This is a genomic window from Serratia sp. 506_PEND, assembly GCF_001076875.1.
In the GTDB taxonomy this organism is placed as follows: Bacteria; Pseudomonadota; Gammaproteobacteria; order Enterobacterales; family Enterobacteriaceae; genus Serratia; species Serratia marcescens.
Genome location: NZ_JVEL01000369.1, coordinates 18185 through 30554, shown reverse-complemented (window position 1 = coordinate 30554; position 12370 = coordinate 18185). Strand labels below are relative to the sequence as shown.

Annotated in this window: 11 protein-coding genes and 1 pseudogene; 7 read left to right on the top strand and 5 right to left on the bottom strand. The window is 61.4% G+C overall.

Annotated features, from left to right (window positions below):
- Positions 1-51: 51 nt before the first annotated feature.
- A complete protein-coding gene (locus tag ADK28_RS12020; protein WP_016928624.1) occupies positions 52-444 on the bottom strand; it encodes a hypothetical protein in 393 nt (130 codons plus the stop codon).
- 352 nt (positions 445-796) lie between these two features.
- On the opposite strand from ADK28_RS12020, the gene ADK28_RS12015 reads away from it, so the two are divergent.
- Both ADK28_RS12015 and ADK28_RS32985 read left to right on the top strand, forming a co-directional pair.
- The gene (locus tag ADK28_RS12015) at positions 797-1651 is read left to right on the top strand and encodes an acetylserotonin O-methyltransferase (protein WP_239686243.1); all 855 of its coding nucleotides are present in this window, start codon (positions 797-799) and stop codon (positions 1649-1651) included.
- On the top strand, positions 1651-1794 hold the full coding sequence (locus tag ADK28_RS32985; RefSeq protein WP_239686242.1) for a hypothetical protein: 144 nt from the start codon (positions 1651-1653) through the stop codon (positions 1792-1794). Before ADK28_RS12015 ends, ADK28_RS32985 begins: the two co-directional genes overlap by 1 nt.
- Here the strand turns inward: ADK28_RS32985 and ADK28_RS12010 are convergent.
- From ADK28_RS12010 to ADK28_RS12000, 3 genes and pseudogenes are all read right to left on the bottom strand, one after another.
- On the bottom strand, positions 1791-2714 hold the full coding sequence (locus ADK28_RS12010) for a PEP phosphonomutase (protein ID WP_048795758.1): 924 nt from the start codon (positions 2712-2714) through the stop codon (positions 1791-1793). The two genes, ADK28_RS32985 and ADK28_RS12010, sit on opposite strands and share 4 nt — an antisense overlap.
- A 73-nt stretch (positions 2715-2787) precedes the next feature.
- Positions 2788-5085 (bottom strand): annotated as a pseudogene (gene bglX / locus ADK28_RS12005) (beta-glucosidase BglX).
- Positions 5086-5197: 112 nt separating this feature from the next.
- Positions 5198-6118: a LysR substrate-binding domain-containing protein gene (locus ADK28_RS12000; protein WP_048795757.1), complete on the bottom strand. Its 921-nt coding sequence runs from the start codon at positions 6116-6118 to the stop codon at positions 5198-5200.
- Between the two features lie 118 nt (positions 6119-6236).
- On the opposite strand from ADK28_RS12000, the gene ADK28_RS11995 reads away from it, so the two are divergent.
- Positions 6237-7391 carry a methionine aminotransferase gene (locus ADK28_RS11995; RefSeq protein ID WP_048795756.1) on the top strand — a complete coding sequence of 385 codons (1155 nt, stop codon included), beginning with the start codon at positions 6237-6239 and terminating at the stop codon, positions 7389-7391.
- Positions 7392-7425: 34 nt separating this feature from the next.
- The gene (locus tag ADK28_RS11990; protein ID WP_048795755.1) at positions 7426-8205 is read left to right on the top strand and encodes an ABC transporter substrate-binding protein; all 780 of its coding nucleotides are present in this window, start codon (positions 7426-7428) and stop codon (positions 8203-8205) included.
- Positions 8206-8239: 34 nt separating this feature from the next.
- Here ADK28_RS11990 and ddlA read toward each other — a convergent pair whose 3' ends face one another.
- Complete coding sequence (gene ddlA, locus ADK28_RS11985) at positions 8240-9343, bottom strand: D-alanine--D-alanine ligase (protein ID WP_015377061.1); 1104 nt, start codon at positions 9341-9343, stop codon at positions 8240-8242.
- Positions 9344-9511: 168 nt separating this feature from the next.
- On the opposite strand from ddlA, the gene ADK28_RS11980 reads away from it, so the two are divergent.
- From ADK28_RS11980 to dld, 3 genes are all read left to right on the top strand, one after another.
- A complete protein-coding gene (locus ADK28_RS11980) occupies positions 9512-9715 on the top strand; it encodes a ParD-like family protein (protein ID WP_004939618.1) in 204 nt (67 codons plus the stop codon).
- Positions 9712-10506, top strand: coding sequence for a type I methionyl aminopeptidase (map, locus tag ADK28_RS11975; protein ID WP_048795754.1), 795 nt, complete (start codon positions 9712-9714; stop codon positions 10504-10506). Before ADK28_RS11980 ends, map begins: the two co-directional genes overlap by 4 nt.
- A gap of 126 nt (positions 10507-10632) precedes the next feature.
- On the top strand, positions 10633-12339 hold the full coding sequence (gene dld, locus ADK28_RS11970; RefSeq protein WP_033641012.1) for a D-lactate dehydrogenase: 1707 nt from the start codon (positions 10633-10635) through the stop codon (positions 12337-12339).
- Positions 12340-12370: the final 31 nt, after the last annotated feature.

Below are 12370 nucleotides of genomic sequence, written 5' to 3'. Positions count from 1 at the left end.
GGAGATTCCCTTCAAACGAAGCCTTAAGGAGGGGGAGGCTAAATCCGGCGCTTATTGGCCGATAGACGTCAGCCCCTGGCGGATCCCTTCGTCAGCCTGCTGACACCACGCCTGCAGACCCTGCGGCGCTTCCTTCTCCAACGCAACCACGTTGCCGTCGTCGTTCAGCACATTGCCTTCACGGCCCATCGCTTCGCGCTTGTCGCCGTCGCGGGTGTCGACGCCGCCGGGGATCGCCGCCACGTAGGCCACCATTTTCTTGGCGTTGTCGATGCTGTCCGCTTTCAGGAAACCTTTATCGACACAGTAGGACATCAGCCCGGCGGTATTACGCGTGATGTCATAGACGTTTTTCAACGCGGCAGGATCCATCCCTTCGGCGTTGGCGGTGTTGAACAAGCCCAGAGTCGCGGCAATCATGCCGGTCAGAATGATCTTTTTCATTGTTATCTCGTTTTAATAATGAATTATTTAGTTTTGAATTATTCACAAAAATAATGTGAATGTCGGTACGGTATAACGGCGGCCCAGATTAACACAACCCTGACGCGTTAATAACTGTGATTAAGTTAACCTCCCATAAAATAAAAATGCATGATGGAGTTATTATTCCGCCCGGCGTCAGTTTTTTACGCGCGACATTAACCGCACCCAATTCAATTTAAAATAGTCTCACAGGGAATGATTTACAACGGAAGCGTTGGTCTGCGGTCAATCGCGCCCTCGCCCTTTGCTAAAACCACAGGCGTGGCATAGCCTGTTAAGACGCGCCACGCCTTAGGGGAAGGAGAGCCGCATGAACCATTCCGTCCGGCCGCCGCAATGCGACGACAAAACCATTCTCGATATCACGATGAATTTATATCTCTATCCGGCGGCGCTTATTGCGCACCGCCTGGGCATCTTTGAGTTTATTGCTCTGCACCCCCGCAATCTGACCGATATATGCGCTCAGGCCAATGTGGAAAAACGCCCGGCGGAGACGCTGGTCATGGCGTTAGTGGCATTGAAATTGATCGCCAGAGACGGCGAAACATTCTCTCTGACGCCGGAAGCGGAAATCTTTTTGTTAAAAAACAACCCGCATTACTTCGGCTATTTTTGGGATTTGATGATTGAAAACAGCGAGATTTTCACGCTGCAAAACCTGGAAAGCGCCATCAGAAAGAATACTTCGCAGGTGTATGGCGAGCAGGAGTTGTTTGAAACGCATACGCTCGACGCCGACAGAATGCGGCGTTTTACCCACGCCATGCACAGCCTGAGCATGGGATCGGCCAGCGTTTGGCCTACGTTGCTGCCCCTCGGCGCCTCCGGCGCCCATGCCATCAGCCTGGCGGCCCACTGGCCGGCGCTCACGTGCACCGTGTTCGATCTGCCGGAGGTGTGCCCGCTCGCCGCCGACTACGCGCGCCATTACGGCCTCAGCCACCGCATCGGCACCCACAGCGGCGATATGTGGCGCGATCCCTACCCGGCGGCGGATCTGCACCTGTACTCCAATATTTTCCACGACTGGCCGATGGACAAGAACCGCTTCCTGGCGCAAAAGAGCTATGCGGCCCTCCCGCCCGGAGGCAGGATCGTGATCCACGAAGTGCTGTACAACGATGACGGCGACGGCCGCCTGCCGCCGCGGGATACAGCCTGATGATGATGGGATGGACGCAGGGCCGCCAATACTCCGGCAAGGAAATCGGCGGCCTGCTGCGCGACATCGGCTTCGGGCCCGCTCAGGTGCTGCCGTCGCTCGGCTATTTCAGCATCGTCACGGCGCAAAAACCCCTGACTTAACGGTTCACCGATCGCGCCATGCGGCTGTAGGTGTGGCGCACGCCGCGAATCGCCACGCTGTAGGCGAAGATGTTTTCCGGCAGCGCCAACCCCAAATAGCCGGTATCGCCGATATGATGCAGATCGGCGCCGGCCATTTTGCTCATCAGCGCAATCTGCCGCACGGTCTGCACGTCGGCCCCCTCTTGCGAGGTGCCGATCGCCGTCATCGCCAGCGCGCCCTGCCGCTGGGCAAAGGCGATCAACGCCGCCACTTTCTCCTGCGACATGCCGGGAATGGTGCCCGGCGCCGGCAACAGCACGATGTCCGCGCCGTTTTCCACGAACAGCGCGATGTCCCGCTCGCCGATCAGCTGGCTGCCGCTTTCGCGCACAATGCCCGCGCCGTGCATTTTGCCGGTCACCAGCACCATCTCGTCACCCACTTCATCGCGGATCGCTTTCAGCGCGGCGGCGATCGCCTGATTGCTGACGCCGTTGTTCGGGTTGCCGGTCAGCACCAGCATGCGCGCGCCGAGTTGATACAGTTTACGGGCATTTTCGGCGGTGGCGGCGCGGCCCGCCGTCATCTGCCAGAAGTCGTTATGTTCGGTGGCGAAAGCCGGATCGACCGCCTCCAGGTTCACCCCGATCACCCGCCCGGTCAGGCGCTGCAGCGTGCGCAGCGCCTCCTGCGGCGGCACGTCGGCGGGCAGGCCCGCGATATGCGGACGATCGACGTCGAACAGGTTCAACAGCAACAGATCGGCGCCCTGACTGGCCGCCAGTTCGGCATTGGTGACGTTATTGAGCAGCGGCTGAGTGACCGCGATGGTTTCGCTGACCAAGATGCGCCCTTCGCTGGCGCGGATGGCGTAGAGCAGATCGGCTTTGCCGATATCGGCCAGATCGCTGGCGCTGCAATCCAGATAGCGTTTCATGAGGCAAGCTCCGGTGACATTAGCGGAAAGGATGGATCCCCCTCTCCCACCGCAGTGAAAGAGGGGGAAAAGGTTACTTCAGCGTAAAGCTTTGCGCCTGCACGTTGTCGGAATCCAGGCCGACGAACACGTTGAATTTACCCGGCTCCGCCCCCCATTTCAGGCTGGCGTTGTAGAACTTCAGATCGTCTTCGCTAATCGGCAGTTCGACCTGCTGCGACTGACCGGCCTTCAGCATCACTTTCTTGAAGTTGCGCAGCTCCTTCACCGGCCGGCTGACCGAGGCGGTCACGTCCTGCAGATACAGCTGCACCACCGTGGCGCCGTCGTACTTGCCGGTATTCTTCAGCGTGACGCTGGCGGTTAGCTTGCCGTTGCGCGCCATCGTCGGGCTGGATAATTTCAGATCCGACAGGCTGAAGGTGGTTTAGCTCAGGCCGTAACCGAACGGATACAGCGGGCCGTTCGGCGAATCGAAGTAGCGTGAGGTGTACTTGCCCGGATTCTCCTTGCCGAACGGACGGCCGGTGTTCAGGTGGTTGTAGTACATCGGGATCTGGCCGACCGAGCGCGGGAAGGTCATCGGCAGCTTGCCCGACGGGTTATAGTCGCCGAACAGCACGTCCGCCACCGCGTTGCCGCCCTCGGTGCCGCTGTACCAAGTTTCCAGCATCGCGTCCGCCTGCTCGCTCTCCCAGCTCAGCGCCAGCGGCCGGCCGTTCATCAGCACCAGCACCAGCGGCTTGCCGGTGGCTTTCAGCGCGGCGATCAAATCGCGTTGGCTCTGCGGGATCGTGATGTCGGCGCGGCTGGAGGCCTCATGCGCCATGCCCTGCGATTCCCCCACCACCGCCACCACCACGTCGGCCTTGTTCGCCGCCTGTACCGCTTCGTCGATCATCTGCTGCGGCGAGCGGGTATCGAACGCCACCGCCGGCTCATACTCGTTCAGATAGTCGATGATGCCTTTATCCTGCGTGACGTTGGCGCCCTTGGCGTACAGAATGCGCGCCTTGTCGCCCACCGCCCGCTCCAGCCCTTCGCGCAGGGTGACCGACTGTTTGACCACCCCGGCGGCGGACCAACTGCCCATCACATCGCGCTGGCTGTCGGCCATCGGCCCGACCAGCGCGATGGTCGCCTGCTTGCTCAGCGGCAGCGTCTGCTTATCGTTCTTCAGCAACACCATCGTCTTGCGCGCCACCACCCGCGCTTCGGCGCGGTGCAGACGGCTTTCGGCGTTGGTGTCCTGCGGATCGGAACCCGCCGGGCCCAGATGCACGTAAGGATTGGTGAATAGCCCCATGTCGTATTTGGTGTTCAGCACGTCGCGGCAGGCGCGGTCGATATCGCTTTCAGGCACCAGCCCGTCCTTCACCAGACCCGGCAGGTACTTGTCGTAGAACTCGTCGCTCATGCTCATGTCGACGCCGGAGGTGATCGCCAGGCGCACCGCGTCGCGCGCGTCGGCGGCCACGCCGTGTTTAATCAGCTCTTTGATCGCGCCGTGGTCGCTGATGGTGATGCCTTTAAAGCCCCATTGTTCGCGCAGCAGATCTTTCAGCAGCCACGGGTTGGCGGTGGCCGGCACGCCGTTGATCGCGTTGAGCGACACCATCACCCCGCCGCTGCCGGCGTCCACCGCCGCTTTATAAGGCGGCAGATAGTCCTGATGCATGCGCAGCGGGCTCATGTCGACAGTGTTGTAATCGCGGCCGCCTTCGACGGCGCCGTACAATGCAAAGTGCTTGACGCTGGCCATCACCGAACCGGGTTTGGCCGGATCGCCGTTCTGGAAACCGTCGACCATCACCTTGGCGATTTTCGATACCAGCCAGGTATCTTCGCCGAAGCCTTCGGACACCCGGCCCCAGCGCGGATCGCGGGTAATATCGACCATCGGCGCGAAGGTCATGTTCAGGCCATCGTCGCTGGCCTCCTGCGCCGCCACGCGGGCGCTGAGCGCAATGGCTTCCAGATCGAAGCTGGCCGCCAGCCCCAGGCTGATCGGGAACACGGTGCGCTGGCCATGCACCACGTCATAGGCGAAGAACAACGGGATTTTGAGGCGGCTGAGCTGCATCGCCTGATCCTGCATAACCCGGATATCCGGCCGGGTAACGGTATTGAAGATGGCGCCGATCTGCCCTTTGCGGATCCCCTCGCGGATCGCTTCTTTCGGGTTATCCGGCCCGACGCTGATCAGCCGCAGCTGGCCGATCTTCTCTTCCAGCGTCATCTGCTTCATCAAATTGGACACGAAGGCGTCGCGCTGCTGGGCGTGAATGCCCTGCGTTATCGGCGTTTCCTGCGCAAAAGCCGGACTGAGGGCCAGACCGGACAACATACTCACCACACAAAGCCATTTCATCTTGTTTTATCTCAGGCGTGTTTCCGCCGCCAAAGCCGCGGGGTTTAATCGGAGTGAAGAAACAGTTTGCCACACTCTGTTTCATCGCCAAGGGAATTCGCATCGCTAATGTTTACAAAGCATTACAGGTTATCGGCAGGTAATTCTGCAGCCGGGCGCGGCTGTCGGCGGCCTCCGCCGACAGAAAATCGACCAGCGCGGTTAACGTCGGCGGCGCCACCGTGCGTTCAGGATAGACCAAATAATAGGCCGCGCCGCTGCTGACGCAGAGCGGGAACGGCGTCACGACGCGCCGCGCCTGAATATCCTCCTCCAACAGGCACAGATCGCCGATGGCGATGCCAAACCCTTGCAGCGCCGCGCTCATCGCCAGATCGAGGGTATCGAAATGCTGGGCCTTGCCGGACGGCAACGCATCGGCGCCCGCCGCCTTCAGCCAGCGCAGCCAGTCGCGCCGATCGCGCGTCGGGTGCAGCAGGGTTTTGTCCGTCAAGTCCGTCAGCCGAGGCGCCGGCGGCAGAAACGTCGGCGTGCAGACCGGCGTGAGGATTTCGTCGAACAGCAGGTGCGCGGTCAGCTTTTTGCCCGGCGACCGGCCGAATAGCACCGCGGCGTCAAACTGCTCGGCGCTGAAATCCAGGCCGTGTGACACCGAGGCGGTCAGTTCGATGTGCATGTCCGGCCGTTCATTCTGCAGGCGAATGATGCGCGGCAGCACCCAGCGCATGGCGCAGGTCGGGCATTTGATGCGCAGCGCCCCCGGCGGGGCGGCGGCCCGCGTCAGGGCTTCATCCAACTGCCCCAGCGCCTGCTGCACCGGCGCCAGCAGCTGCGCGCCCTGCGGCGTCAGCGCCAAACCGCGCGCCTGGCGGCTGAACAGCGGATACCCCAGGCGCTGTTCCAGCCCAAGGATTTGCCGGCTGACCGCCCCCTGCGTCAGGTGCAGCTGCCGGGCGGCATGGGTAAAGTTGAGGCGTTGCGCCACCACCACAAAGGTTTTCAATACGTCGAGCGACGGCAGGGGTATCGGCATAGCGAGCCTCGATTAGGTATGATCGTAGTGCATGGCAAGTATGACAAACTTTCCCTTGTCCGCCTACGCCGGCTGATGCTTAATCGCTCAACACTTCCCTGTTTGCCTGGAGCCCATCATGCAGAGCGCCTGCTCATCCCGCTCGAAGCTGCCGGACGTCGGCACCACTATCTTCACCGTCATTGGCCAACTCAGCGCCGAACATCAGGCCCTCAATCTGTCGCAGGGCGCGCCCAATTTCGCCGGCGATCCGCAGCTGATCGAGGCAACGGCGCAAGCCATGCGCGCAGGTCATAACCAATACGCGCCGATGAGCGGCGTGGCGGCGTTACGTGCTGCTCTGGCGGAAAAAGCTGAACGATTGTATGGCGCGCGCTATGACGCCGACGAAGAAATCACGGTGATCGCCAGCGCCAGCGAAGGGCTGTACTCGGCGATCAGCGCGCTGGTGCATCCCGGCGACGAGGTGATCTATTTCGAACCGGCGTTCGACAGCTATGCGCCGATCGTGCGCCTGCAGGGCGCCACGCCGGTGGCGATCAAACTGTCGCTGCGGGATTTTCGCGTCGACTGGGACGAAGTGGCCGCCGCCATCAACGGCAAAACGCGCATGATCATCGTCAACACGCCGCACAACCCGACCGGCGCGGTGTTCGACGCGCAGGATATCGACCGCCTGACCGCCCTGACCCGCGACACCGACATCGTGATCCTGTCCGACGAGGTCTACGAGCACGTGGTGTTCGACGGCGATATTCACCACAGCATGGCGCGCTATCCGCAGTTGGCGGAACGCAGCGTGATCGTGTCGTCGTTCGGCAAAACCTACCACGTCACCGGCTGGCGCGTCGGCTATTGCCTGGCGCCGGCGGCGTTGATGGACGAGATCCGCAAGGTGCACCAGTTCATGGTGTTCTCCGCCGATACGCCGATGCAGCACGCCTTCGCCGCCGCGCTCGCCAACCCGCAGAGCTACCTGGGGCTGGCGGCGTTTTACCAACAAAAGCGCGATCTGCTGGCCAGCGCCCTGCAGGATTCGCGCTTTGAGCTGCTGCCCAGCCGCGGCAGCTTCTTCATGCTGGCCCGCTTTAGCGGCTTCAGTCACGAAAGCGACAATGATTTCGCCGTGCGCTTGATCCGCGAAGCGAAGGTGGCGACGATCCCGCTGTCAGCGTTCTACAGCGACGGCACCGATACCGGCCTTATTCGGCTGAGTTTTTCCAAAGATAACGAGACCCTGCTGGAAGGCGCGCGCCGCCTGAGCCAGGTGTAATTTTTTGTCCGACCATGGGAAAGGGGCACTGCCTATGAAAGCTTTGAAAACGCTGTTCGCCGCCGGATGCCTGCTGGCCGCCGGCTCTTCTCTGGCGGCGGAAAACAGCCTGCGCTTCGGTCTGGAAGCGCTGTATCCGCCGTTCGAATCCAAATCCGCCAGCGGCAAACTGGAAGGGTTCGACATCGAGTTGGGCGACGCGGTGTGCGCCGCCGCGCAGTTGCAATGCAGTTGGGTGGAAACCTCGTTCGACAGCCTGATCCCAGCGCTGCAGGCGCGCAAGTTCGACGCCATCAACTCGGCGATGAACGTGACCGAACAGCGGCGCCAGGCGATCGCCTTTACCGACGCCATCTATCAGGTGCCGAACCGCCTGATCGCCAAAGCCGGCAGCGGCCTGCTGCCGGACGCCAACGCGCTGGCGGGCAAACACGTGGGCGTGCTGCAAGGCTCGATTCAGGAGATTTACGCCAAAACCCATTGGGCGCCGGCGGGCGTGGATGTGGTGTCTTACCAGGATCAGAATCAGGTGTATCTCGATCTGGCGGCCGGTCGGCTCGACGCCACGCTGGTGATGGCGCCCTCGGGGCAAAGCGGCTTCCTGTCACAGCCGGACGGCAAAGGCTTCGCCTTCGTCGGCGAGGCGGTGCGCGACGACAAAATCCTCGGTGAAGGCATTGCCTTCGGCCTGCGTAAAGGGGATGTGGCGCTGAAGAAGAAACTGGATGCCGCCATCGCCAAAGTGAAGCAGCAAGGCACGGTGGCGGCGCTGTCGAAGAAGTATTTCGGCGATATCGACGTGACGGTGAAGTGATGGACGGGGGCGGCACCGCCGCCCCCTGCCGCGTTTAGCGATCGAACACCGAACTGTTCAGCGCGCGATCCTGCTGGTGGCGCTCCAGCGCCAATTCGATCAGGCGCGTGATCAGCGCCTGGTAGCTGACGCCGCTGGCGGCCCACAGCTTGGGATACATGCTGATGTTGGTGAAGCCCGGCAGCGTGTTGATCTCGTTGATCACCACCTGGTTGTCCGGCGTCAGGAACACATCCACCCGCGCCAGCCCGAAGCACTCCAGCGCGCGGAACGCCTTCAGCGCCACCTCGCGGATGTGGTCGCTCACTTCCGGCGCGATCGCCGCCGGCACCACCACCTGAGCGCCCTGCTCATTGATGTATTTGGTGTCGTAGGAGTAGAAGGCGTCGCTCAGCACGATCTCGCCGCACACGCTGGCCTGCGGATCGTCGTTCCCCAGCACCGCGCACTCGATCTCGCGGCCGACGATCGCCGACTCCACCAGCACCTTGTGATCGAAACTGAAGGCCAGTGCCACCGCCGCGTCAAACTCGGCGCGATTTTCCACCTTGCTGACCCCGACCGACGAGCCCTGGTTGGCCGGCTTGACGAACAGCGGCAGGCCGAGGCGCTCGCTCAGTTGCTCAAACGTGAAGCCGGCGCGGTTGGCGCGCGTCAGGGTGACGAACGGCGCCACCGCCAGCCCGGCGTCGCGCAGCAGGCGCTTGGTCACGTCTTTATCCATGCTGACCGCCGAGCCGAGCACGCCGGCGCCGACGAACGGCATATTGGCCATGCGCAGCAGCCCCTGCAGCGAGCCGTCCTCCCCCAGCGTGCCGTGCACGATCGGGAAAATGACGTCGAGCTGGCCCAGCGCGCCGGCGCTGCCCGCTTCGATCAGCTGCTGTTTTTCCTGGCCCGGGATCAGCGCCACGTTCTTATTCGAGCGGTTCAGCGCGATCAACGCCGGATTCTCGGCGTTGAGCAGGTAATTGGAGGCGTCGTTGATGTGCCACTGCCCCTGTTTGTCGATCCCCAGCAGCGTGACGTCAAACTTCTCTTTGTCGATTGCATCCACAATGTTTTTGGCCGACTGCAGCGACACCTCATGCTCCGCCGATTTACCGCCAAAAATCACCCCAACACGTAGTTTAGTCACGCCTTAAATCCTTCTGAAAAATCATGGCAAAAAAGTCGTTCATCACAATAAACGCATTGCCTGGCGGCGGCAATCGTTGTTGCCAGAATCTTCTTACGCCACAGAATGCCACATCGCGACCATCCAAAACGTATACACTTCGTATATTGTTCATTTATGGAGACGCCAATGGGCATCGTAAAAATTTCGGACGCGCTGCATGACGATCTGCGCCTCGCCAGCCTGACCATGACGCGTTCGATCAACGCGCAGGCCGAGTACTGGATCAGGATAGGCATGCTGGCGGAGTTCCATCCGGAACTGACCTATCCGCAGCTGGTAAAAAAAATGATGAAAGATAACGCGCTGACGCTGAAGGAGATTGTCGGGTGAAACAGATTGTGATTAAAACGCCGGAAGAGATTGCCAAAATGCGCCATTCCAGCGCTCTGCTGGCCAAAGTGTTTGCTATGCTCGATGAGGTCATCGTCGAAGGCATCTCCACCATGGAGATCAACGACCGCGCCGAGGCGTTTATCGTCGAAGAACTGAAGTCGCGCCCGGCCAGCAAGGGGCAGTATGATTTCCCCTATGTGCTCAATACCTCCGTGGACGATGTGGTGTGCCACGGGGTGCCGTCGGCCAGCAAGATCCTGCGTTCCGGCATGATCGTCAACGTGGATATCACGCTGGAAAACGGCGGCTATATCGCCGACTCCAGCAAGATGTACTGCATCGGCCAGGTGACGCCGCTGGCCAAACGGTTGGTGAACAACGTCTATGAATCGATGTGGCAGGGCATTCGCGCGGTCAAACCGGGCGCCACTCTGGGGGATATCGGCCACGCCATCCAGCGGCACGCCGAACAGGCCGGCTACAGCATCGTGCGGGAATATTGCGGCCACGGCATCGGCCGCGACATGCACGAAGAGCCGGCGGTGCTGCACTACGGTCAAGCCGGCAGCGGCATGGCGTTGCAGGAAGGCATGGTGTTCACCATCGAGCCGATGATCAACCAGGGCGACCGCCGCATCAAACAGAAGAAGGACGGCTGGACGGTGGTGACGCGCGACAAAAAACTGTCGGCGCAGTGGGAACACACCGTGGCGGTCACCGCCGACGGCGTGGAGATCCTGACGCTGCGCGACGAAGAGCGCCGAGCCGGTTACGTCGAGCGCTACTAAACCCGCAAGCTATTAGCTCACCAAGCTGATAGCTTAATAAGTTATTTAATTAATAACCTCTTAGCTTGTTGCGCGGCACCCCGGCGCCGCGGTTAAAGCGACGGAGATGACAGGGAGACAGGCAGCATGCAGTCAGGCAATCAGACGTTTATCAATCAGCTCAAGGACATCGTCGGCGGCCCGCAGCTGTTGACCGGCGATCGCAACACCGAGCGTTATCGCAAGGGGTTCCGCTCCGGCGAAGGCCAGGCGCTGGCGGTGGTATTCCCTACCAGCCTGCTGCAGCTGTGGCGCATTCTGCAGGCCTGCGTGGCCGCCGACAAAATCGTCATCATGCAAGCCGCCAACACCGGCCTGACCGAGGGCTCAACCCCCAGCGGCAACGACTATGATCGCGATATCGTCATCGTCAGCACCCTGCGCCTCGATCATATTCAGGTGCTGGACAACGGCAAGCAGGTGGTCGGCTTCCCCGGCAGCACCCTGCACCACCTCGAGAAATTGCTCAAACCCTACGGCCGCGAACCGCATTCGGTGATCGGCTCCTCCTGCATCGGCGCCTCGGTGATCGGCGGCGTATGCAACAACTCCGGCGGCTCGCTGGTGAAACGCGGCCCGGCCTATACCGAAATGGCGCTGTACGCCCAGTTAGGGGAAGACGGCCAGCTGCGCCTGGTGAACCATCTGGGCATCCGCCTCGGCGACACGCCGGAAGAGATCCTCACCCGGCTGGAAAAAGGCGACTATCGCCCGGAGGACGTCGAATACGGTGAGCTGCGCGCCTCGGATAACGAATACGCCAGCCGGGTGCGCGACGTCGATGCCGACACCCCTTCCCGCTTCAACGCCGACAAACGCCGCCTGTACGAAGCCTCCGGCTGCGCCGGCAAACTGGCGGTGTTCGCGGTGCGACTCGACACCTTCGAGAAAGAGGGCAAAGAGCAGGTGTTCTATATCGGCACCAACGACACCGCGGTGCTGACCGAACTGCGCCGCCATATGCTGAGCAAATTCGAAAACCTGCCGGTGGCCGGTGAATACATGCACCGCGATATCTTCGACATCGCCGAGGTGTACGGCAAAGACACCTTCATGATGATCGACAAGCTCGGCACCGATCAGATGCCGCGCTTCTTCACCCTGAAAGGCCGCATGGACGCCAACCTCAACAAGCTGCCGCTGCTGCCGCACAACCTGACCGATCGGCTGATGCAGGGCCTGAGCCATCTGGCGCCGAGCCACCTGCCGAAGCGCATGAAGGAATACCGCGAACGTTTCGAACATCACCTGCTGCTGAAGATGGCCGGCCCCGGCGTGGAAGAGGCCCAGCGCTACCTGACCGACTATTTCGCCCAGGCCGAAGGCGCTTTCTTCGCCTGCACGCCTGACGAGGGCAAAAAGGCCTTCCTGCACCGCTTCGCCGCCGCCGGCGCCGCGGTGCGCTACCATGCGGTGCATGCCGACAAGGTGGAGGATATTCTGGCGCTGGATATCGCCCTGCGCCGCAACGACACCGACTGGTTCGAAACGCTGCCGCCGGAAATCGACAGTCAGTTGGTGCATAAACTGTATTACGGCCACTTTATGTGCCACGTCTTCCACCAGGACTACGTGGTGAAAAAAGGCGTGGACAGCCATGCGCTGAAAGAAAAGATGCTCGAGATCCTCAACCGGCGCGGCGCCGAGTACCCGGCGGAGCATAACGTCGGCCACCTCTACCACGCCAAGGCGGATCTGCAGGCGTTCTACCGCACCGCCGATCCGACCAACAGCTTCAACCCCGGCATCGGCAAAACCAGCAAACGCAAAGGCTGGGCCGAAGACCCCCGCTAAGACCGCTCAATTAGCCCGCCGCCGCACCCGG

Coding starts and splice junctions, on each gene's coding strand:
- ADK28_RS12020 (WP_016928624.1), bottom strand. CDS start 444: ATGAAAAAGATCATTCTGACCGGCATGATTGCCGCGACTCTGGGCTTG.
- ADK28_RS12015 (WP_239686243.1), top strand. CDS start 797: ATGAACCATTCCGTCCGGCCGCCGCAATGCGACGACAAAACCATTCTC.
- ADK28_RS32985 (WP_239686242.1), top strand. CDS start 1,651: ATGATGATGGGATGGACGCAGGGCCGCCAATACTCCGGCAAGGAAATC.
- ADK28_RS12010 (WP_048795758.1), bottom strand. CDS start 2,714: ATGAAACGCTATCTGGATTGCAGCGCCAGCGATCTGGCCGATATCGGC.
- ADK28_RS12000 (WP_048795757.1), bottom strand. CDS start 6,118: ATGCCGATACCCCTGCCGTCGCTCGACGTATTGAAAACCTTTGTGGTG.
- ADK28_RS11995 (WP_048795756.1), top strand. CDS start 6,237: ATGCAGAGCGCCTGCTCATCCCGCTCGAAGCTGCCGGACGTCGGCACC.
- ADK28_RS11990 (WP_048795755.1), top strand. CDS start 7,426: ATGAAAGCTTTGAAAACGCTGTTCGCCGCCGGATGCCTGCTGGCCGCC.
- ADK28_RS11980 (WP_004939618.1), top strand. CDS start 9,512: ATGGGCATCGTAAAAATTTCGGACGCGCTGCATGACGATCTGCGCCTC.
- dld (WP_033641012.1), top strand. CDS start 10,633: ATGCAGTCAGGCAATCAGACGTTTATCAATCAGCTCAAGGACATCGTC.